Source organism: Pseudomonas sp. H1_G08 (assembly GCF_054681355.1).
Genome location: NZ_CP162822.1, coordinates 2,289,512 through 2,309,974, shown reverse-complemented (window position 1 = coordinate 2,309,974; position 20,463 = coordinate 2,289,512). Strand labels below are relative to the sequence as shown.

Annotated in this window: 18 protein-coding genes and 1 riboswitch; of the genes, 5 read left to right on the top strand and 13 right to left on the bottom strand. The window is 61.8% G+C overall.

Features of this window, described 5'->3' with window-relative positions:
- Nucleotides 1-8: 8 nt before the first annotated feature.
- Together AB4N85_RS10390 and AB4N85_RS10385 are read right to left on the bottom strand one after the other, a co-directional pair.
- Nucleotides 9-983, bottom strand: coding sequence for a TerC family protein (locus AB4N85_RS10390; protein WP_258706820.1), 975 nt, complete (start codon nt 981-983; stop codon nt 9-11).
- Nucleotides 984-1,221: 238 nt separating this feature from the next.
- Nucleotides 1,222-2,010 carry an AraC family transcriptional regulator gene (locus AB4N85_RS10385; RefSeq protein WP_460068341.1) on the bottom strand — a complete coding sequence of 263 codons (789 nt, stop codon included), beginning with the start codon at nt 2,008-2,010 and terminating at the stop codon, nt 1,222-1,224.
- A gap of 82 nt (nt 2,011-2,092) precedes the next feature.
- Between AB4N85_RS10385 and AB4N85_RS10380 the strand changes: the two genes are divergently transcribed.
- A complete protein-coding gene (locus AB4N85_RS10380) occupies nt 2,093-3,091 on the top strand; it encodes a bile acid:sodium symporter family protein (RefSeq protein WP_041480047.1) in 999 nt (332 codons plus the stop codon).
- Between the two features lie 6 nt (nt 3,092-3,097).
- Here AB4N85_RS10380 and AB4N85_RS10375 read toward each other — a convergent pair whose 3' ends face one another.
- Entirely contained in the window at nt 3,098-3,700 is a 603-nt protein-coding gene (locus AB4N85_RS10375) for a response regulator transcription factor (RefSeq protein WP_315434748.1), read from the bottom strand.
- Between the two features lie 114 nt (nt 3,701-3,814).
- Between AB4N85_RS10375 and AB4N85_RS10370 the strand changes: the two genes are divergently transcribed.
- On the top strand, nt 3,815-5,443 hold the full coding sequence (locus AB4N85_RS10370) for an ATP-binding response regulator (RefSeq protein ID WP_460067951.1): 1,629 nt from the start codon (nt 3,815-3,817) through the stop codon (nt 5,441-5,443).
- Nucleotides 5,444-5,493: 50 nt separating this feature from the next.
- Here the strand turns inward: AB4N85_RS10370 and AB4N85_RS10365 are convergent, their stop codons facing one another.
- The 3 genes from AB4N85_RS10365 to AB4N85_RS10355 all read right to left on the bottom strand — a co-directional run bounded on the left by AB4N85_RS10365 (nt 5,494) and on the right by AB4N85_RS10355 (nt 8,976).
- The gene (locus tag AB4N85_RS10365; protein WP_252867755.1) at nt 5,494-6,180 is read right to left on the bottom strand and encodes a hypothetical protein; all 687 of its coding nucleotides are present in this window, start codon (nt 6,178-6,180) and stop codon (nt 5,494-5,496) included.
- A 250-nt stretch (nt 6,181-6,430) separates the two neighbouring features.
- Nucleotides 6,431-7,603, bottom strand: coding sequence for a cystathionine gamma-synthase (locus AB4N85_RS10360; protein ID WP_076562462.1), 1,173 nt, complete (start codon nt 7,601-7,603; stop codon nt 6,431-6,433).
- Entirely contained in the window at nt 7,600-8,976 is a 1,377-nt protein-coding gene (locus tag AB4N85_RS10355) for a pyridoxal-phosphate dependent enzyme (protein ID WP_095180209.1), read from the bottom strand. Before AB4N85_RS10355 ends, AB4N85_RS10360 begins: the two co-directional genes overlap by 4 nt.
- A 364-nt stretch (nt 8,977-9,340) precedes the next feature.
- On the opposite strand from AB4N85_RS10355, the gene metE reads away from it, so the two are divergent.
- Nucleotides 9,341-11,629: a 5-methyltetrahydropteroyltriglutamate--homocysteine S-methyltransferase gene (gene metE / locus AB4N85_RS10350; protein ID WP_252867754.1), complete on the top strand. Its 2,289-nt coding sequence runs from the start codon at nt 9,341-9,343 to the stop codon at nt 11,627-11,629.
- Nucleotides 11,630-11,839: 210 nt separating this feature from the next.
- Here the strand turns inward: metE and AB4N85_RS10345 are convergent, their stop codons facing one another.
- From AB4N85_RS10345 to AB4N85_RS10335, 3 genes are read right to left on the bottom strand one after another with little or no spacing between them, the layout of a single operon-like run.
- Complete coding sequence (locus AB4N85_RS10345; RefSeq protein ID WP_252867753.1) at nt 11,840-12,604, bottom strand: ABC transporter ATP-binding protein; 765 nt, start codon at nt 12,602-12,604, stop codon at nt 11,840-11,842.
- On the bottom strand, nt 12,601-13,617 hold the full coding sequence (locus AB4N85_RS10340; protein WP_460067946.1) for a FecCD family ABC transporter permease: 1,017 nt from the start codon (nt 13,615-13,617) through the stop codon (nt 12,601-12,603). The genes AB4N85_RS10345 and AB4N85_RS10340 overlap by 4 nt, the downstream gene beginning before the upstream one ends.
- Nucleotides 13,614-14,627: an ABC transporter substrate-binding protein gene (locus AB4N85_RS10335; protein ID WP_252867751.1), complete on the bottom strand. Its 1,014-nt coding sequence runs from the start codon at nt 14,625-14,627 to the stop codon at nt 13,614-13,616. Before AB4N85_RS10335 ends, AB4N85_RS10340 begins: the two co-directional genes overlap by 4 nt.
- A gap of 140 nt (nt 14,628-14,767) precedes the next feature.
- A riboswitch (cobalamin riboswitch) is annotated at nt 14,768-14,959 on the bottom strand.
- A gap of 137 nt (nt 14,960-15,096) precedes the next feature.
- Between AB4N85_RS10335 and AB4N85_RS10330 the strand changes: the two genes are divergently transcribed.
- Nucleotides 15,097-15,324 carry a ParD-like family protein gene (locus AB4N85_RS10330; protein ID WP_007918027.1) on the top strand — a complete coding sequence of 76 codons (228 nt, stop codon included), beginning with the start codon at nt 15,097-15,099 and terminating at the stop codon, nt 15,322-15,324.
- Complete coding sequence (gene map / locus AB4N85_RS10325; RefSeq protein WP_024013195.1) at nt 15,321-16,112, top strand: type I methionyl aminopeptidase; 792 nt, start codon at nt 15,321-15,323, stop codon at nt 16,110-16,112. The genes AB4N85_RS10330 and map overlap by 4 nt, the downstream gene beginning before the upstream one ends.
- 203 nt (nt 16,113-16,315) lie before the next feature.
- On the opposite strand, the gene AB4N85_RS10320 is transcribed toward map, so the two are convergent.
- The 4 genes from AB4N85_RS10320 to AB4N85_RS10305 are packed head-to-tail and all read right to left on the bottom strand — an operon-like array spanning nt 16,316 to nt 20,234.
- Nucleotides 16,316-17,470 (bottom strand): ABC transporter ATP-binding protein, encoded by a 1,155-nt coding sequence (locus AB4N85_RS10320; protein ID WP_016775021.1) that lies wholly within the window; start codon nt 17,468-17,470, stop codon nt 16,316-16,318.
- 17 nt (nt 17,471-17,487) lie between these two features.
- Complete coding sequence (locus tag AB4N85_RS10315) at nt 17,488-18,297, bottom strand: ABC transporter permease (RefSeq protein ID WP_252867750.1); 810 nt, start codon at nt 18,295-18,297, stop codon at nt 17,488-17,490.
- Nucleotides 18,298-18,303: 6 nt separating this feature from the next.
- Nucleotides 18,304-19,212, bottom strand: a complete 909-nt coding sequence (locus tag AB4N85_RS10310; RefSeq protein ID WP_056789380.1) for an ABC transporter permease — start codon at nt 19,210-19,212, stop codon at nt 18,304-18,306.
- Nucleotides 19,209-20,234 (bottom strand): ABC transporter substrate-binding protein, encoded by a 1,026-nt coding sequence (locus tag AB4N85_RS10305; protein ID WP_252867749.1) that lies wholly within the window; start codon nt 20,232-20,234, stop codon nt 19,209-19,211. The genes AB4N85_RS10310 and AB4N85_RS10305 overlap by 4 nt, the downstream gene beginning before the upstream one ends.
- Nucleotides 20,235-20,463 lie beyond the last annotated feature (229 nt).

Genomic DNA, 20,463 nt, shown 5'->3' with positions numbered 1-20,463 from the left:
GTGTTGTGTCATTCGGTGCGGCGTTCTGCCTCGCGGCTGGTCGCCAGACTCAACAGCACCGACCCCAGAATCACCGACCCGACGATTGCCAGCGACCATTCCACCGGCATATGGAACCACGGCATCAGCACCATCTTGCCGCCGATGAACACCAGCACGATCGCCAAGCCATACTTGAGCAGGTGAAAACGGTCAGCCATGTCCGCCAGCAGGAAGTACAGCGCGCGCAGGCCCATGATTGCGAAGATGTTTGAAGTGAAGACAATGAACGGGTCGGTGGTGACGGCGAAGATCGCCGGGATGCTGTCGACCGCGAACATCAAGTCGCTGGCCTCGATCAGCACCAGCACCAGGAACATCGGTGTTGCCCAGCGCACGCCGTTCTGCAGGATGAAAAACTTCTCGCCGTGAAAGCCACTGGTGATGCGCATATGCCCGCGAACCCAGCGCAATATCGGATTCTTTTCCAGATCCGGTTGATGATCAGCGAACACCAGCATCTTGATCCCGGTGATGATCAGGAACACACCGAAGGCATACAGCAGCCATTCGAACTGCGACACCAGCCACACACCAGCGAAAATCATTATCGCGCGCATGACAATCGCGCCGAGCACGCCGTACAGCAGCACTCGTCGTTGCAATTCCGGTGGCACCGCGAAGTAGCTGAAGATCATCACGAAGATGAACATGTTGTCGATCGACAGCGACTGCTCGATCAGATAACCGGTTAAAAATTCCAAGGTTTTCTGTCTGGCGATCTCACCGCCGAATTCGCCATGCAGATACCACCAGAGCAATCCGGCGAAGCTCAGCGCCAACAGGCACCAGGCAACCACCCAGGCCGACGCTTCCCGCACCGACACCCGGTGCGCCTTGCGCCCGCCGAAGACAAACAAGTCCAGGGCCAGCATGGCCAGAACGAAGACGATGAAGGCGCCCCACATCCAGGGTTCGCCGATGTTGATGTTCGTGGCAGGCATGGCACGCTCCCTGTCTTTTTATTTGCAGCAAGCACATCCCCTGTGGGAGCGAGCCTGCTCGCGAATACGATGGAACAGTGAAGTTGAGGTTGCTGACCCACCGCGTTCGCGAGCAGGCTCGCTCCCACAGGGATCATCTTCTCTTCTCGATCAAAGTCAGACGGGGCCATGCTAGCGACGGATCTGGAGCAAAGAAAAATCGTTTATTTCTGACTGACAGTTCGGCAAAAACGAAGTATCAGCGGAAAAACTCTCCCGGCGTTTCGCCGAACTGCTGACGAAACGCGGCGATAAACGCCGATGTCGAGTCGTATCCACAAGCCAGTGCAACGTCGGTCACACGCTCGCCTTTTTCCAGCGGGGTCAGGGCACCAAGCAAGCGCAGGCGCTGGCGCCAGGCGCGGAAGGTCAGGCCGGTGTCGCGCAAAAACAGCCGTGTCAGAGTCTTTTCGGTGACACCGAATTTTTCGCTCCAGTGGCTCAGCGTGGTCTGCTGCTCCGGATGTTGCTCCAGGCTCTGATAGATCTGCTTCAGGCGCGGGTCTTGCGGCAGCGGCAGCATCAAATCGATGGTCGGCGCGTCGGCCAATTGATCAAGGATCACCTGGGCCAAGCGTCCGTCAGGGCCGCTCTCGTCGTATTCCACCGGGACCTGACTGAAGGCGCGAATCAATTCCCTGAGCAGCGCGCTGACGCCGAGCACATGGCAATGCTCGGCCGCCCAACCGGTGACGCTGCTGTCGATGTACAGGCTGCGCATTTCCGTATGCGGTGCGCTGAATACCCGGTGCGGCACGCCCGCCGGAATCCATACAGCACGCTCCGGCGGCGCGACGAAACGGCCAGCGCTGGTCTGCACTTCGAGCACGCCCTGAATCGCATAGGACAACTGCACCCACGGATGACTGTGGCGGCGGGTGAGGGCGCGATTGGGCAGCGATTCGGTGCGTCCGTACACGGGGCGCGGCAGGCTGGGCAACCCGGGAACACTGCGGCGCACGCTTTTGCTATGTCCTTTAGGCGGCATCTTGCGGCTCTTCGGCGTTAGTCGGTAATTGCCAGTCACGTTAGAGTCGTCGGCACGCACTGGCAACCCCCGGATGAATCTCATGACGCGCCCACGTTTTCTGCCCGATAACTTCACCCTGACTTTGATCGGCGTGGTTCTGCTGGCCAGCTTCCTGCCCGCCAGCGGCCAGGTCGCGGTCGGCTTCGGCTGGCTGACCAACATCGCCATCGCCCTGCTGTTTTTCCTGCATGGCGCCAAGCTGTCGCGCGAATCGATCATCGCCGGCGCTGGCCACTGGCGTCTGCATCTGTTGGTGTTCGGCCTGACCTTCGTGCTCTTCCCGATTCTCGGTCTGGCGCTGAAACCGCTGTTGTCACCGCTGATCGGCGATCAGCTGTACATGGGCATGCTCTACCTTTGCGCGTTGCCAGCTACGGTGCAGTCGGCCATCGCGTTCACTTCGCTGGCGCGAGGCAATATTCCGGCGGCGATCTGCAGCGCGGCGGCGTCCAGCCTGTTCGGGATTTTTCTTACGCCGCTGCTGGTGACTTTGCTGCTCAACGTCCACGGCGACGGCGGCTCGACCCTCGATGCGATCGTGAAGATCAGCGTGCAATTGCTCCTGCCGTTCATTGCCGGGCAGATCGCCCGCCGCTGGATCGGCGCGTGGGTAGGGCGCAACAAGAACTGGCTGAAATTCGTTGATCAGGGCTCGATTCTGCTGGTGGTGTACGGCGCATTCAGCGAGGCGGTCAACGAAGGCATCTGGCAGCAGATTCCGTTGTTCGAGTTGCTCGGCCTGGTGGTGGTCTGCTGCATCCTGCTGACGTTGGTTCTGGTGGCATCAATTCTGTTGAGCAAAGCCTTCGGCTTCAATCAGGAAGACCGCATCACCATCCTGTTCTGCGGCTCGAAAAAGAGCCTGGCCACCGGCGTGCCGATGGCGCAGGTACTCTTTGCCGGCAGCACCATCGGCGTGCTGATTCTACCGCTGATGCTGTTCCATCAGATTCAACTGATGGTCTGCGCGGTGCTGGCGCAGCGCTATGCCAAGCGGCCGGAGTCGGTGCCGGATCTGATGGCGCAGGTTGATCCGTAAAAGGGTTCACAGCCCCGAATACTTGACCGCCGCTGCCGCTCGCGTCGGCACGTCCAGCGTGCGCAACAACGAAGACACATGGATCCTCACCGTGAACGGCGAAATATCCAGTTCACGGGCGATTTCCTTGTTGGTCTTGCCTTGCGCAATCAACCGCAGCACGTCCTGCTGACGCGGCGTCAGCGTCGTCGCGGTTTCCAGCGGCAACAAGCCGGACGGCGCCGACTTCACCAGCACCTCACCTTCACGGATCGCCAGAATCGCCTGGCCAATTTCATCCGGCGCAATGTTCTTGCCGATAAAACCGTCAATGCCCGCCGCCATGACTTCACTGATCAGCGTCTGATCGTCAACCATCGACACCACGATCAGCGTGGTGCGCGGCAATCGTCTTCGCAAGTCGGCGAGCTGGGTGATGCAGGTCAGCCCGGGAAAACGCAGATCGAGCATCAGCGTGTCCGGCTCGTCGCCCTGTGGCAGCAGCTTGAGCACCGCGTCGAAGTCGCCGGCCTCGCAGGTATCGGCATCGGGCAGCAAGCGCTGCACGGTGCGCAGCATCGCCTCGCGAAACAGCGGGTGATCGTCGGCTATGATGATCCGGCACGTCATGACGCGACCCTCCCTGGGTCAGGCGTGATTCAAGGCCTGCACCTTAGCACTGGACGCGAAGGCTGCCTGTAGGCTGCTTCCGAAACTGACGATTGCTGCACAAGGACGTTTACCATGAAGTTCGAAAAAAATACCGAACTCGACCAGGCCAACCTGCGCATTATCATCGCTGCCATTGCGGTGGTTTACATGGTCGTGCTGGGTTTTCTGCCGGGCCATCGCTTCGATACCTACCTGCCGGTCATCACTTACATTGTCTTGTTTCTGCTGGCTTCGATCACGTTCCGCCAAGCCATTGCGCGTTGGCCCGGGCATTATCTGGCGCGGCGGATTTTTGCCATGGTCCACGATTACACCGGCACCTGTTTTGGACTGGTGATCGGCGGCGAAGCGGCGCTGCCGTTGTATGCGGTGATGGTCTGGGTCAATCTCGGCAACGGCATGCGCTACGGCTCGCGCTATCTGGCAATCGCCACCGGCCTTGCATTGGTGGCGCTGCTGGTGGTCTATCGCCTGACGCCGTATTGGCAGGCGCAGCCGTTCATGGTGCTGATGCTGCTGATCACCAGCACGGTGATTCCGTTTTATGCGCACTTGCTGCTTGAGCGCACGCGCAAGGCGTCGGAAGAAGCGCTGGCGGCTAATCTGGAAAAGTCGCGGTTTCTGGCGCAGGCCAGTCATGACTTGCGTCAGCCAATTCATTCCATCGGACTGTTTACCGCGTGTCTGCGAGAGTCGCGCCTGGGCGATGACGAGCGGCGGCTGGTCGATAACATCGACCGCTCACTGCTCAACGTCTCGCAATTGTTCCGCTCGATTCTCGACCTCTACACCCTCGATAACGGTCGGATCGAAGCGAAAATGCAAACGCTGAATCTCGGTGAATGGCTTGCGGATCTGATACGCCAACACCAGGAAGCGGCCCGTTGGGCAGGCGTCGAGCTGCGGCTGCGACCGTGCAACCACTGGGTCAGAACCGACCCGGCGCTGCTCGCGACCATGGTGCAGAACGTGCTCTCCAACTGCTTCAAATACGGCGCGCAACGTCCCGTGCTGATCGGCGTGCGTAAACGTGGGGCAGGGCTGGCCATCGTCATCCATGACCGTGGCAACGGCATTGCTGAAGAGCATCTGCACAAGGTCTTCGAGGAGTTTTATCGGGTACGGCAAGTGCGCGACAAAGATGTCGAGGGCGTGGGGCTGGGCCTGTCGATCATCAAGCGTCTGGGTGAACTGATCGATGTGCACGTTGCTCTGCGTTCACGGTTGGGACGCGGCACCGCTGTGACGCTTGCGGGGTTGCCGATCGTGGCGGCGCCGCAGTCACCGGTGGTTCGCAGTGAAGCGCGGCAGGTGGGTTTGTTGACCGGGCTGAAGGTGTGTCTGGTCGAGGATGACCGCAACGTGCTGCTGGCTACTTCGGCGTTGCTCGAACGCTGGGGCTGTGTGGTGCAGGGCGAGTGGTCGGCTGAAGGCCTGGTCACCGACTGCGACATCATCGTTGCCGACTATGACCTCGGCACCCATGCCACGGGTATCGAATGCATCGATGAAGTGCGCAGGCAGCGCGGCTGGGCCGTGCCGGCGATGATCATCACCGGGCACGACGTCGAGAAGATTCAGGCAGCCTTGCATGACCGGCAGATTGCGATTCTGTCGAAACCTGTGCGCCCGGCCGAGTTACGCGCGACGTTGCGCGCCCTGCGTGATCGACAAGGCGCAGCGGTTGAACAGATGCTGTAAAGGCCAATGTAAACGGGCGGCTCAGGAGCTCGCCCGTTATTTCGCGGCGATTATTGTGGGCTGTTGAACTGGTCGGAATAGCTGCCGGTCATCAGCGCCGATGCCACGCGATCAGAACCGACTCCGACCCGGGAGTAGGCCACTCGGTTGACGCCGGTGCGGTCGGCCCCATCCGCTGCCAATGCTCCGGCACCGACACGATCAGCGCCATCGGCAGCCACCGCGCCTGCGCCGACACGATCAGCGCCATCGGCAGCCACCGCGCCGGCACCGACACGATCAGCGCCATCGGCGGCCACCGCGCCGGCACCGACGCGATCAGCACCATCGGCAGCCACCGCGCCGGCGCCGACGCGATCAGCACCATCGGCAGCCACCGCGCCGGCACCGACACGATCAGCGCCATCGGCAGCCACTGCGCCCGCGCCGACACGATCAGCGCCATCGGCAGCCACCGCGCCGGCACCGACACGATCAGCGCCATCGGCGGCCACCGCGCCGGCACCGACACGATCAGCGCCATCGGCAGCCACCGCGCCGGCACCGACACGATCAGCGCCATCGGCAGCCACCGCGCCTGCACCGACACGATCGGCGCCATCGGCAGCCACTGCGCCGGCGCCAACATGATCAGCCCCATCCGAAGCCAACGCCTGCGGTTGCGCCGCCAAGACATTCGGCACCACAACGCTGGCCGCTACCGCAAGAAGCACGCCTGACAACAACTTGTATTTCATGGTTTTCTCCACGACCCGTTGCCAAACAGCGATCAATCGCGCGCGATGCATACAGACGCCACGACTCACTGGCTTGGGTTCTACCTGGTTGGCGAAAGGCACGGGCACACCGAACGGCGTGCGGGTGTCGAGATAATTTTGATCGAGCCGATTGAGTATAGGATCGGCCTCGGGAACTGCCACGGCGGGGAGATCGACGGACAAAAAAAGACGAAGCCCGCATTGCGCGGGCTTCTTTGGGTGGAGCTGTTTACATTCTTGCCAGTGCCTGAGCCAGATCGGCGCGCAGGTCTTCAACGTCTTCAACTCCGACCGACAACCGCACCAAGCCATCGCCAATACCAAGCTTGGCGCGCGTCTCCGGTGGAATCGTCGCGTGGGTCATGATCGCCGGATGCTCGATCAAGCTTTCCACGCCACCGAGGCTTTCGGCCAACGCAAAGATCTTCACGTTTTCCAGAAAGCGCCGCGCACCGGCCAGGTCGCTGTTCAGATCAACAGAAATCATCCCGCCAAAACCGCGCATCTGCCGCTTGGCCAGTTCGTGCTGCGGGTGCGACTCAAGGCCCGGATAGTAGACGCGCTTGACCTGCGGTTGCTGTTCCAGCCACTGCGCCAGATCCAGGGCGTTGCTGCAATGACGTTCCATGCGCAGCGCCAAAGTCTTCACCCCGCGCAGGGTGAGGAATGCATCGAACGGCCCGGAAATCGCGCCGACGGCGTTTTGCAGGAAACCGAGTTTTTCCGCCAGCTCGGCGTTCTGTCCGACCACGGCAATGCCGCCGATCACGTCGGAGTGGCCGTTGAGGTATTTGGTGGTCGAGTGCAGGACGATGTCGAAGCCCAGCTCCAGCGGGCGCTGGATGTACGGGCTGGCGAAGGTGTTGTCGGCGACGCAGATGATCCCGCGCGCGCGGCAGATGCGCGCAATGGCGGCCAGGTCCGACAGGCTCAGCAACGGGTTGGTCGGGGTTTCGACCATGACCATGCGCGTGTCGTCCTGCAGCGAGGCTTCGAACGCCGACAGATCGGTCAGGTCGACGAAGCTGAAACGGTGCCCGGCGCTGCGCTGGCGAACCTTGTCGAACAGGCGGAAGGTGCCGCCGTACAAGTCATTGCCTGAGACGATGTGCGAGCCGGCGTCGAGCAGTTCCAATACTGTGGAAATCGCCGCCAGCCCTGAGGCGAAGGCAAACGCTCGGGTGCCGCCTTCGAGGTCCGCAACGCAGCGCTCCAGCGCGAAACGCGTCGGGTTGTGCGAGCGGCCGTAGTCGAACCCCTTGTGCACGCCGGGGCTGTCTTGCAGGTAGGTGGAGTTGGCGTAGATCGGCGGCATCAGCGCGCCGGTGGTCGGGTCAGGCTCCTGCCCGGCGTGGATCACCCGGGTGGCGAAGCCTTGGGATTTATCGTCGTGCTGACTCATGCAAGGGATCTCCGTAATTGGTTGAGCATGTCGGTGCGGGTGATCAGGCCGTGGAAGCCGGAGGCGTCGGCGATGATCGCGACGAGGCCACGGCTGAGCACCGCTTCCAGCTCGGCCAGGGTCGCAGCCGGGGCGAGGGTTTGCAGTTTGTCGGTCATCACGCTGGACACCGACTGGCTGAAGCGCGCGGCATCTTCGTGGACGCCGAGGAGGATGTCGGACTCGTCGATCACGCCCACCAGTTGCTTGCCTTCGACCAGCACCGGCAGTTGCGAAACATCCGCCAGACGCATGCGCTGAAACGCAGTGAGCAGGGTGTCGTCCGGGCCGACGCTGATCACCCGGCCGTCTTCGAAACGCCGTGCAATCAAATCGCGCAGATCGCCGTAGCCCTTGCGCTGCAACAGGCCTTGATCGGTCATCCACTGGTCGTTGTAGACCTTCGACAGGTACCGCGTGCCGGTGTCGCAGACGAAGCTGACCACGCGTTTCGGCTCGGTCTGTTCGCGGCAATAACGCAGCGCGGCAGCGAACAGGGTGCCGGTCGATGAGCCGCCGAGAATGCCCTCGGCCTTGAGCAACTGGCGCGCGTGATCGAAGCTTTCCGCGTCGCTGATCGAGTAGGCGTGACGCACGCTGGAGAGGTCGGTGATCGACGGAATGAAGTCTTCGCCGATACCCTCGACCGCCCACGAACCGGGCGTCGGCAAGGTGCCGTCGCGGCTGTATTGCGCCATCACCGAGCCGATCGGATCGGCGAGGACCATTTCCAGATCCGGCTGCACGCGCTTGAAGAAGCGACTCAACCCGGTCAACGTGCCGGCCGAACCGACGCCGACGACGATGGCGTCCAGATCATGTTCGGTCTGCGCCCAGATTTCCGGCGCGGTGCTGCATTCATGGGCCAGCGGGTTGGCGGGATTGTTGAATTGGTCGGCGAAAAACGCGCCGGGAATGTCCTTGGCCAAGCGGGCGGCGACGTCCTGGTAATACTCGGGATGGCCCTTGCCGACGTCAGAACGAGTGATGTGCACTTCGGCGCCCATGGCCTTCAAGTGCAGGACTTTCTCGGTGGACATCTTGTCCGGTACCACCAGCACTACGCGATAGCCTTTGGCGCGACCGACCAGCGCCAGACCCAGACCGGTATTGCCGGCAGTGGCCTCGACAATCGTGCCGCCCGGTTGCAGGCGACCGTCACGTTCCGCAGCGTCGATCATCGCCAGACCGATACGGTCCTTGATTGAGCCGCCAGGGTTCTGCGATTCGAGTTTGAGAAACAGCGTGCACGGTCCGGTATCGAAGCGGGTGACCTGCACCAGCGGAGTATTGCCTATCAGCCCAAGCACGGCAGGGCGTGATTCCTTTGACATTTCTTCACCTCTTTATGGTGTTGACCGCGTTCCAATCGCGGGGAAAAGACTCGCGTGCAACTTAGGCGCAGACATCCCCTATCGCAACCTCTAATCCTTGGAAAATCCAGCCATTTGGATCTAACGATAGAACGAAAACTTGCATGTTGCCCTGACGTGTTCTGATCGTTCCCACGCTCCGCGTGGGAATGCAGCCTTGGACGCTCTGCGTCCCTACGGCCAGAAGATCCCAGCCTTCGACAGCTTCTACGGGGTGCCTGTGCATGAGTAGAACTTGTGATGATCTAGAATTTATTGAGTTTGTTTCATCAAGTCCGGTTCCCGACAATACCTGCCATCGAATAAGCATCTGGAGTTGTTTGTCATGGCACTGGCCCATTCCCTGGGATTTCCGCGCATCGGTCGCGACCGCGAACTGAAGAAAGCGCAAGAGGCGTTCTGGAAAGGAGAACTGAACGAGGCGGGCCTGCGTGACGTCGGGCGTGAGCTGCGCAAGGTCCATTGGGACTTGCAGAAAAACGCCGGCATCGACTTGCTGCCGGTTGGCGATTTCGCCTGGTACGACCAAGTGCTGACCCACTCGCTGATGTTCGGCGTGATCCCCGAACGTTTCCGTCCGCATGACGGCAAAGCTACGCTGCAAACCTTGTTCAGCATGGCCCGAGGCGTCAGCAATAGTTGCTGCAGCGAAGGCCACGCTCAGGAAATGACCAAGTGGTTCGACACCAACTATCACTACCTGGTACCGGAATTCAGCGCCGATCAGCAATTCCAGCTCGGTTGGGAGCAGTTGTTTGAGGAAACCGAAGAGGCCCGTGTGCTGGGGCACAACGTCAAACCGGTGATCATCGGTCCGCTGACCTATCTGTGGCTGGGTAAAACCAAAGGCGTCGACTTCGACAAGCTCGATTTGCTTGACCGCCTGCTGCCGCTGTACGGCCAGATCTTCGCGCGGCTGGCGGCGTTGGGTGTGGAGTGGGTGCAGATCGACGAGCCGATTCTGGTGCTCGATCTGCCGCAGGACTGGAAGAATGCCTTCGAGCGCGCCTACAACCAGATCCAGCGCGATCCGCTGAAAAAACTGCTCGCCACGTACTTCGGTGGCCTGGAAGAAAATCTCGGTCTGGCGGCGAACCTGCCGGTCGATGGCTTGCACATCGATCTGGTGCGCGCGCCGGATCAGTACCCGACCATTCTGGATCGCCTGCCGGCTTATAAGGTGCTGTCGCTGGGTGTGGTCAACGGTCGGAACGTCTGGCGCTGCGATCTGCAAAACGCGCTGGCGACGCTGCGCCATGCTCATGAGCGTCTGGGTGATCGTTTGTGGGTAGCACCGTCCTGTTCATTGCTGCACAGCCCGGTTGATCTGGGCCGCGAAGACCAGCTCGATGCCGAACTGAAAAGCTGGCTGGCGTTCGCCGTGCAGAAGTGCGAAGAGGTCGCCGTGCTCGCTCAAGCGGTCAGCGAACCGGAAGCGCCGAAGGTACTGCGTGCCCTCGCGCAAAGCCGTTCGGTGCAGACCAGCCGCGCTGCCTCGCCGCGTATTCACAAACCGGCGGTACAAGCGCGGGTCGCGGCGATCACTGCCAAGGATGCGCAACGCCAATCGCCGTTTGCCCAGCGTATCGCCAAACAGCGCGGCAAGCTCGACCTGCCGTTATTCCCGACCACCACCATTGGTTCGTTTCCGCAAACGGCGGCGATCCGTCTGGCGCGTCAGGCCTACAAGCAAGGCAAGCTCAGCGCGGCCGATTACACCGATGCGATGCACACGGAGATTCGCCACGCGGTGGAAATTCAAGAGCGCCTCGGCCTGGATGTGCTGGTGCACGGCGAGGCCGAGCGCAACGACATGGTCGAATACTTCGCCGAACAGCTCGACGGCTATGCCTTCACCCGCTTTGGCTGGGTGCAGAGCTATGGTTCGCGCTGCGTCAAGCCAGCGGTGATTTTCGGCGACCTCAGCCGCCCGCAGGCGATGACGGTCGAGTGGATCCGTTACGCCCAAGGCCTCACCGACAAGGTCTTGAAAGGCATGCTGACCGGCCCGGTGACCATGCTGATGTGGTCGTTCCCGCGCGAAGACGTCAGCCGCGAGGTGCAGGCTCAACAACTGGCGCTGGCCATTCGTGACGAGGTGAATGATCTGGAGGCGGCGGGAATCAAAATCGTGCAGATCGACGAAGCGGCGTTCCGTGAAGGCTTGCCGTTACGCCGGGCGCAGTGGCCGGCGTATCTGCACTGGGCGAGCGAAGCGTTCCGCCTGTGCGCCTCCGGCGTGCGCGACGAAACGCAGATCCACACGCACATGTGCTACAGCGAGTTCAACGATGTGATCGAGTCGATCGCGGCGATGGACGCCGATGTCATCACCATCGAAACCTCGCGTTCGGACATGGAACTGCTCGAAGCGTTTGAAGCGTTTGCCTACCCGAACGACATCGGCCCCGGCGTGTACGACATTCACTCGCCACGGATTCCCGATGTGACGGAAATGGTCGGCTTACTGCGCAAAGCGGCGCAGCGTATTCCGGTGGAGCGCCTGTGGGTCAATCCCGATTGCGGGTTGAAAACCCGAGGCTGGCCAGAGACCGAAGCGGCGCTGGTGCACATGGTCAGCGCCGCGCGGCAACTGCGCAAAGAGTGGGCCTGACCCTTTACCGCCCGGGAATACATAACCCTGTGGGAGCGAGCCTGCTCGCGAAAGCGGTGTGTCAATCGACATCAATGTTGGATGACCTGACGCCTTCGCGAGCAGGCTCGCTCCCACAGAATTCGCGTTCTCCCCGTCATTCACGGCAACACACAAATCCTTTGTGGGAGCGAGCCTGCTCGCGAAAGCGGTGTGTCAGCCACCCATGCATCAGGCAAGGAAGCGCAATATCGGCGCACCATCGAACGGGTCTGTCAGATAGTGCGCCCTGACCCCGAAAGTCGTCTGTAACCGCTCCGGCGTCAGCACTTGCAGCGGCTCGCCCAGTGCCACCAGACGCCCGCGCTCCAGCACCGCCAGGCGATCACATTTGAGCGCCTGATTGAGATCGTGCAAAGCGATCAGCGTGGTCACCGGCAGTGCGCGCACCACTTGCAGAATGCTCAACTGATGCTGGATGTCGAGGTGGTTGGCCGGCTCGTCGAGCAGCAGGATCTGCGGGCGCTGCGCCAGTGCGCGGGCGATGTGCACGCGTTGGCGTTCCCCGCCGGAGAGGCTGCGCCAGAGGCGGTTGCGCAGGTGCACGGCGTCGACGTCAATCAGCGCTTGCTCGACGATGGCGTCATCGGCGGGCGACCACGGTTGCAGCGCCGACAACCACGGCGTGCGCCCCAGCGCCACCGCGTCGAACACGCGAATGCCATCGTCGGTATCGGCCTGTTGCTCAACCACCGCGAGCGTCTGCGCGATGCTGCGCCGCGACATTTTGCCCAGCGCCTGACCGCCGAGCTGCACATGGCCCGCGCTCGGTTCGCGCAGGCCGGCCAGCAATTTGAGCAGCGTGGATTTACCCGAACCGTTCGGCCCGACAATGCCCAGGGTCTCGCCGCGCTGAACGTCGATGCTGACACCGTTGAGCAACTCGGCACCGCGCACCTTGAAGCTCAACCCAGCACAGCTCAGAACCGTGTTCATCGCGCCGATCTCCGGCCCACCAGAATCAGCGCGAACACTGGCGCGCCGACCAGCGCAGTGATCACGCCGACCGGGATCACCTGACCCTTGATCAGGGTGCGCGACAGCACATCGGCGGCGATCAGAAACACCGCGCCGCCCAGCGCACTGGCGGGCAACAGACGCGCATGGCCGGTGCCGAGCAACAACCGCGCGGCATGGGGAATCACCAGACCGACAAAGCCGATCGAGCCGACAATCGACACCATCACCGCCGTCACCAGCGCGGCGCAGCCAATCAACAGAATCTGCACACGTCGCACTGGAATGCCGAGAGACGCCGCCGAGTCCGCACCAAAGGTGAACGCATCCAGCGCCCGCCGATGCCACAGACAAACAACCAACCCCAACACCGCCACCGGCACCGCCAGCCACACCGACGGCCAGCGCACGCCGCCGAGATTGCCGAGCAGCCAGAACATGGTCCCGCGCGCTTGTTCGGAGCTTGCCGAGCGGGTGATCAGAAACGCGGTGAGGGCATTGAACAATTGCGAACCGGCGATCCCGGCCAGAATGATCTGCCCGGTGCCGCTGGCCGAGCCGCTGACCCGCGCCAACAGGATCACCAGCACGAACGCCGTCACCGCGCCGGCAAAGGCACCGACCGACAATGAAATCGCCCCGGCGCCGACGCCAAGCAGGGCGACCATCACCGCGCCAGTCGAGGCGCCAGCAGAAATACCCAGCAGATACGGATCGGCCAACGGATTGCGCAGCAGCGATTGCAGGATCACCCCGCACGTCGCCAGGCCGGCGCCGCAGGCCGCCGCGACCAGCGCGCGGGTCAGGCGATAGTTCCAGACGATACCTTCGTCGATCGGGTCGAGCACATAACCGGCGCCCCACAGCTTGTTGGCCAGCGCCTGCAACACCACGCTCGGCTCGATTGAAGTCTCACCAATCGCCACGCCGCCGATCAGCGCGACCGACAGCGTCAACAGCACCAGCAGCAAACGGATCAGGCGTCTGCTCATGGCGACAGGTCGTAGCCGTTGATCGCGCTGGCCAGTTGTGCGAGGCCGTCGAAGGTGCGCAGGCTGGCCTGCATGGCCATGGCGTCAAGGATGATGATGCGGTTGTGCTTGACCGCGTCCATGTTGCGCGTCACCGGATCACTGCGCAGGAAGGCGAGTTTCTTCTGATAGTCGTCCGCCGGGAAACGTCGACGATCCATGCGCGCGATCACCAGAAACGTCGGGTTGGCCTTGGCGATGGTTTCCCAGCCGACCGTTGGCCATTCTTCATCCGACTCGACGACGTTGCGCACGCCGAGGGTGCTGAGCATGAAATCGGGAACGCCTTTGTGCCCGGCCACGAAAGGCTCGATGTCCATCTCGGCGCTGGAGAACCACACCAGGGCGCTGACGTCTTTGCGCTGCTGCTTTTTCGCGGTGGCGATCGACTGCGCGAGGCTGGCTTTGAGCTGCTCATTGAGCTGTTCGCCACGCGCCTGCACGTCAAAAATCGCCGCCAGTTGGCTCACGCTTTTGTAGATGCTGTCGATGCGAAACGGTGCCAGCCGCGTCCCGTCCGAACCGACGAGGTTGTCCTTGGCTTCGCAATCGGAGGGCAGCAGGTAGGTGGGAATCTTCAGTTCATGGAACTGCTCGCGAGTGCCGACCGCGCCTTGCGGGCCGACCATCCATTCCAGCTCGACGGCAACCAGCTCCGGGCGTTTAGCGATCACCGCTTCGAAACTCGGCTCGTTGTCGGCGAGGCGCTCGATCGTGTCGTTCTGCGCTTTGTATGTGCCCAGCACGTCGTTGAACCACAGCGAAGTGCCGACGACTTTGTCGCCCAGGCCCAAGGCGTAGAGCATTTCCGTGCCGGCCTGGCCAATGGTCACCGTGCGCGCAGGCGCGTGTTGAAAGGTCAGGCTGCTGCCACAGTTTTCGACGGTCAGCGGATACGCAGTCGGCGCCGCTTGCGCCAGGGGGCAAAGGCTCAGAGCGGTGAGCAGGGTGGCAACGCGGGGCAGCAGCATGGGGCAGTCTCCAGGGGAACCGTACGGGAGCGGGCGGGTACGGTTTGGAAACACACCTCGGGCGCGGTCGTGGAAACTACGCAAGGCCGGCACGGGGAAAATGCGCACGGCACGATGTCCTTCCCGGACACCCCGCCGGTTGGTCAGTCACTGTGCCGGCAGGTCTCCTGACTGATGCGTCATCGCCACGCTCCGGCCTTCCCGGGGTTCACCCAGTGGCAGTCGAGGAGCAGGCTCGGCACCTACAGTTGCGGGGGCAGTTCCGATTGATGCGTGGAGCACCTCGGATTCCCTATTAATTCCGTGTGGAAACCGGCGCGGGCATGGTAGTCGATCAGGCCGCTGATGGGGAGCCGAATCTGCTTCGGCAGCTCCTGCACGGGTGCGTGTTTGCGTGGCGGAGCGTTTGCAATCCGAGGGTAAGCTTGGCTAGTATACGATCCATATACATTTCGTATCGGATATAGACATGGGCATCGTAAAGATTTCAGAGGACATGCACGAGAACCTGCGTATCTCCAGCAACGCCCTCAGCCGCTCGATCAACGCGCAGGCTGAGCACTGGATGCGCATCGGCATGCTCGCCGAGCTGCATCCCAATCTCGACCACAGCGCCATTTGCCGCCTGCTGATCCGCGCCGAACAGAATGGTGGGCTGGATCTGCAACAACTGACTCAGGAAGCCGTCAGCGCATGAGAAACCAGATCAAGATCAACACCCCGGCCGACATCGAAAAATCCCGCGCCGCCGGCAAACTCGCCGCTGAAGTGCTGGCAATGCTGGTGCCGCATGTGAAGGCTGGCGTGACCACCGATGAGCTGGATCGACTGTGCAACGATTACATCGTCAATGTGCAGAAGGCGGTGCCAGCCAACGTCGGTTATCACGGCTTTCCGAAAACCGTCTGCGCGTCGGTCAACGACGTGGTGTGTCACGGCATTCCATCGGGTACGCCATTGAAGGATGGCGACATCGTCAATCTCGACATCGCCGTGATCAAGGATGGCTGGTTCGGCGATACCAGTCGCATGTATGTCGTGGGTGAGGCAAGCCCCGAGGCGCAGCACCTGATCAAGACCACTTACGATGCGATGTGCGCAGGCATCCGTGCAGTGAAGCCGGGCGCAACGCTGGGCGATATCGGTCATGCGATCCAGAGCCTGGCGGAGGCGGAGGGCTTCAGCGTGGTGCGCGAATACTGCGGCCACGGTATCGGCAAGGTCTATCACGACGAACCGCAGATCCTGCATTACGGCTTTCCCAATCAAGGGCTGAAGCTCAAGGCCGGGATGATTTTCACCGTGGAACCGATGCTCAATGCCGGCAAACGCCATGTGAAGAACATGCCGGATGGCTGGACCGTATTGACCAAGGATGGCTCGTTGTCGGCGCAGTGGGAGCATATGGTCGCGGTGACGGAGAGCGGGTTTGAAGTGCTGACGGCGTGGCCGGATGAGATTGAAGGGTACCGGGCCATTGGCTAATACCGTGTCGCCTGCTTGCCCTCACCCTAGCCCTCTCCCAATGGGAGAGGGGACTGACCGAGGTGTTGTTGCGAGATACGCCGACGTGCGATACCGAGTCGAACTTACATTTTGAACAGCATGAAGATCGGCTCCCTTTCCCCCTCGCCCCCCGTGGGGGAGAGGGCTGGGGTGAGGGGGTAGATCCAACTGACTCAGCGCAATCAGTGAGCACCGGCAGCCTTGTTCAAGTCGCTCTCGGTCCACTCGGTATAAACACAAGCATCCGCCGTCGCCCAGCGCACCCGTACCGGATCGCCGGCCTTGAGTGGCATGCCCGCTGCCGACAGCGCTTTCACCGTCATCGACGTCCCGCCCGCAGTCACCACGCTGCAGGTCTGGCTCTCACCGAGAAACAGCACCTCCACAACGTTCGCCGACACCTCATTCCAGCCCGCCGCCAGCGGCTCATCCAGCGCCTGCTGCGTGCTCAGCGCCAAGGCCTTTTCCGGACGCACCATCAGCAGCACATCCTGATCAGTGTGCAACCCGGACGTCAGCCGAATCGACAACGACTGGCCCTCGAAACTCGCCGCTGCATTGCCTTGCGCCTTGAGCTTGAGGAAGTTCGAATTACCCAGGAACGACGCGACAAACGCATTCGGCGGATTCTGGTAAAGGTCGTAACCACTGCCCAGACCAACGATTTTGCCGTGGCTGAAAATCGCGATGCGTTGCGACAGACGCATGGCTTCTTCCTGGTCGTGGGTCACGTACACGATGGTGATACCCAGGCGTCGGTGCAGCTGGCGCAGTTCATCCTGCAAGTCCTCGCGCAGCTTCTTGTCCAGCGCGCCCAATGGTTCGTCCATCAGCAGGATGCGCGGCTCGTAAACCAGCGCCCGGGCGATGGCAACCCGTTGTTGCTGGCCGCCAGACAGTTGCGAAGGGCGGCGATGGGCGAACTGTTCGAGCTGCACCAGTTTGAGCATCGCATCGACGCGCTTTTCGCGCTCGGCCGCAGCCAGTTTGCGAATGGCCAGAGGGAAGGCGATGTTGTCGCGTACCGACAGATGCGGGAACAGCGAGTAACGCTGAAAGACCATGCCGATGTCGCGCTTGTGCGGCGGCACGTTGACCAGCGACTGGCCGTTGACGAGGATCTCGCCGCTGCTCGGTGTTTCAAAACCGGCGAGCATCGACAGCGTGGTGCTTTTGCCCGAGCCGCTGGAGCCGAGGAAGGTGAGGAATTCGCCGTCCTTGATGTCCAGCGAGATATTGTCGACGGCAGCGAAATCGCCGTAGTGCTTGTTCAGGTTGCGCAGGCTGACCAGGGGTTTGTCGCTCTGCTGGGATGCGTCTTTGATCACGGCACTCATGTCGTACTCCTGGGCGCTCAGGCGCTGATTTCGTTGCGCCGGCGCAGGGCGGCGGCGATCACCATGACCAATACCGACAGGCCGATCAGCAGCGTCGAAGCGACGGCGATCACCGGGGTCAGGTCCTGGCGCAGGGTGGTCCACATTTTCACGGGAAGGGTTTGCAGAGTCGGGCTTGCCATCATCACGCTGAGCACCACTTCGTCCCACGAAACGAGGAAGGCGAAGAGGGCGCCGGCGACCATGCCCGGACGAATCGCCGGGAACGTCACCTTGAACACCGCTTGCAAGCGCGAGGCACCGCAGATCACCGCCGCGTCTTCAATCGACTGATCGAACAGCTTCAGCGAGTTGATGATTGAGATGATGGTGAATGGCAGCGCGACGATCACATGGCTGACGACGAAGGCCAACATGGTCCCGGTGTAGCCGAGCTTGAGAAACAGCGCGTACACCGCCACGGCAATGATCACCAGCGGCACGATCATCGGCAGGGTGAACAGGCCGTAGAGCATCTCGCGGCCGGGGAAGCGTCCGCGCACCAGCGCAAACGCGGTCGGCAAACCGAGCGCCACAGCGCAGATGGTGGTCAGCACGGCAACTTTTAGGCTGGCGGCGGCGGCGTTCACCCAGTCGGGATTGGAGAAGAACTGGCCGTACCATTTCAGCGTCCAGCCCGGTGGCGGGAACACCAGCCACTGCGAGGAGCCGAACGACAGCAGCACGATGAACACGATCGGCAACAGCAGGAACAGGCCGATCAGCCCAGTCGTAGCGTAGAGGCCGAAACGCATGCGCCGGCTCATGGCATTGGGGGTCAGGAGCATGTCGGCTTACCTCGCGTTACTGGCGCCAACCGGGGATTCCGGTTGAAGCTTCAGGTAGAAGTAGAACAGCACCAGGGTAATTGCGATCAGCAACGCGGCGCCGGCACTGGCCAGGCCCCAGTTGAGGAACGATTGCACCTGCTGAATGATGAACTCCGGCAGCATCATGTTCTGCGCCCCGCCGAGCAGCGCCGGGGTGACGTAGTAACCGAGCGACATTACGAACACCATCAAACCGCCGGACGCCAGACCCGGCCGGCACAGCGGCAGGAACACCCGGAAGAAGTTGGTCCACGGACTGGCGCCACAGATCGAGCCGGCCTGCAGGATCATCGGGTCGATGGCCTGCATGGTCGCCTGCAACGGCAGCACGATGAACGGGATCATGATGTAGCTCATGCCGATCACCACGCCGGTGAGGTTGTGCACCATCTCCAGCGGTTGATCGATGATGCCCATGGCCATCAAGGTCTTGTTGATTACGCCCGAGGCTTGCAGCAACACCAGCCACGAATAGGTGCGGGCGAGCAGGCTGGTCCACATCGACAGCAGCACGATGTTGAGGATCCAGCGCCCCCAGCCGCGCGGCACCAGGGTGATCGCCCAGGCCAGCGGAAAGCCCAAGAGCAGGCTGAACAGCGTCACCAGCCCGGCCACCGAAAAGGTGTTGAGCAGCACTCGCGCATAGGCCGAGTTGGCGAACAACTGTTCGTAGTTGCCGAGACCAGGCACAGGTTCCAGCACACCGCGCAACAGCAGGCCAATCAACGGCGCGAGAAAGAACAGGCCGAGGAACAGCAGCGCCGGTACGAGGTTGCCGGCGCCGCGCCAGCGTTGCTTGAAAGCCGAACCGGCAGCGCCGGCGGCGCTCCCGGTGGCAGTGGAAGGACGGGGCGCAGTGGCCGCGATTTTCATTTGACCAGCCATTCGTTCCACCGTGTCGCGATAGCCGGACCGTTCTTGGCCCAGTAAGCGAAATCAAGGGTGATCTGATCCTTGGCGTAAGCCGTCGGCAGGTTGGGGGCCAGCGTCGAATCCAGACGCTCCACACTGTCGAGGTTGACCGGCGCGTAGGCGGTCAGGTTGGAGAAGTCGGCCTGACCTTTGGCGCTGCTGGCATTGGCGAGGAACTTCATCGCCGCATCTTTGTTTTTCGAGCCTTTGGGAATGACCAGAATGTCGGCCATGACCAGGTTCTGCTTCCAGCTCACGCCGACCGGTGCGCCGTCTTCCTGCAGGGCGTGCACCCGACCGTTCCAGAACTGGCCCATGCTCGCTTCGCCGGACGCCAGCAGTTGCTGCGACTGCGCGCCGCCGCCCCACCAGACGATGTCTTTCTTGATGGTGTCGAGTTTCTTGAAGGCGCGATCCAGATCCAGCGGGTAGAGCTTGTCAGCCGCAACGCCGTCGGCCAGTAGCGCCAGTTCGAGCACGCCGGGGCTTGGCCATTTGTACAGGGCGCGCTTGCCCGGGTAGGTCTTGGTGTCGAACAGCGCGCTCCAGTCCTGCGGCTTGTTGGCGCCGAGCTTGCCTTCGTTGTAGCCGAGGACAAAGGAGAAGAAGAACGAACCGACGCCGTGATCGCTGACGAAGCGCGGGTCGATCCTGTCGCGCTGGATCACTTTGAAGTCGAGGGGTTCGAGCAGGCCTTCGGCAGCGGCGCGCAGGGCGAAATCGGCTTCGACATCGACCACGTCCCACTGCACGTTGCTGCTTTCGACCATGGCTTTGAGTTTGCCGTAGTCGGTGGGGCCGTCCTGGACGACGGTGATGCCGCTGGCCTTGCTGAACGGATCGGCCCAGGCCTGTTTCTGCGCATCCTGGGTGCTACCGCCCCAGCTGACAAAATTCACGCTTTCGGCAGCCATTGCAGCCTGGCCGGTAACGCTGAGCAGTCCCGCGAAAAAGATCGCGGTTGCAGCTTTGTTCAACACCATGTTCACGCCCTCATTGTTGTGTTTTTGAGCGGGCCTTGCGTTGTTGCCCGCCTGTCGGGAGCAGTAGCTGGACGCTTTTTCACGTCGTCCGGTCTATGGAATATCATATTATGGTATTCCAAACTTTGTGCAAGCACTTTGCCTTACCGGTTATCTGGCCGGTTGGTTTTTTTGAGCCGTTCGGCCTGAGATATTTTGTGAATGTGAGATCCAGCCCCTCACCCCAGCC

Bases quoted from the DNA above. Each gene is read 5' to 3' on its own strand.
- AB4N85_RS10345 (WP_252867753.1), bottom strand. From the start codon at position 12,604: ATGAACACGGTTCTGAGCTGTGCTGGGTTGAGCTTCAAGGTGCGCGGT.
- AB4N85_RS10380 (WP_041480047.1), top strand. From the start codon at position 2,093: ATGACGCGCCCACGTTTTCTGCCCGATAACTTCACCCTGACTTTGATC.
- AB4N85_RS10305 (WP_252867749.1), bottom strand. From the start codon at position 20,234: ATGGTGTTGAACAAAGCTGCAACCGCGATCTTTTTCGCGGGACTGCTC.
- AB4N85_RS10310 (WP_056789380.1), bottom strand. From the start codon at position 19,212: ATGAAAATCGCGGCCACTGCGCCCCGTCCTTCCACTGCCACCGGGAGC.
- map (WP_024013195.1), top strand. From the start codon at position 15,321: ATGAGAAACCAGATCAAGATCAACACCCCGGCCGACATCGAAAAATCC.
- AB4N85_RS10365 (WP_252867755.1), bottom strand. From the start codon at position 6,180: ATGAAATACAAGTTGTTGTCAGGCGTGCTTCTTGCGGTAGCGGCCAGC.
- AB4N85_RS10370 (WP_460067951.1), top strand. From the start codon at position 3,815: ATGAAGTTCGAAAAAAATACCGAACTCGACCAGGCCAACCTGCGCATT.
- AB4N85_RS10335 (WP_252867751.1), bottom strand. From the start codon at position 14,627: ATGCTGCTGCCCCGCGTTGCCACCCTGCTCACCGCTCTGAGCCTTTGC.
- AB4N85_RS10390 (WP_258706820.1), bottom strand. From the start codon at position 983: ATGCCTGCCACGAACATCAACATCGGCGAACCCTGGATGTGGGGCGCC.
- AB4N85_RS10360 (WP_076562462.1), bottom strand. From the start codon at position 7,603: ATGAGTCAGCACGACGATAAATCCCAAGGCTTCGCCACCCGGGTGATC.
- AB4N85_RS10315 (WP_252867750.1), bottom strand. From the start codon at position 18,297: ATGCTCCTGACCCCCAATGCCATGAGCCGGCGCATGCGTTTCGGCCTC.
- AB4N85_RS10375 (WP_315434748.1), bottom strand. From the start codon at position 3,700: ATGACGTGCCGGATCATCATAGCCGACGATCACCCGCTGTTTCGCGAG.
- AB4N85_RS10385 (WP_460068341.1), bottom strand. From the start codon at position 2,010: ATGCCGCCTAAAGGACATAGCAAAAGCGTGCGCCGCAGTGTTCCCGGG.
- AB4N85_RS10320 (WP_016775021.1), bottom strand. From the start codon at position 17,470: ATGAGTGCCGTGATCAAAGACGCATCCCAGCAGAGCGACAAACCCCTG.
- AB4N85_RS10340 (WP_460067946.1), bottom strand. From the start codon at position 13,617: ATGAGCAGACGCCTGATCCGTTTGCTGCTGGTGCTGTTGACGCTGTCG.
- metE (WP_252867754.1), top strand. From the start codon at position 9,341: ATGGCACTGGCCCATTCCCTGGGATTTCCGCGCATCGGTCGCGACCGC.
- AB4N85_RS10330 (WP_007918027.1), top strand. From the start codon at position 15,097: ATGGGCATCGTAAAGATTTCAGAGGACATGCACGAGAACCTGCGTATC.
- AB4N85_RS10355 (WP_095180209.1), bottom strand. From the start codon at position 8,976: ATGTCAAAGGAATCACGCCCTGCCGTGCTTGGGCTGATAGGCAATACT.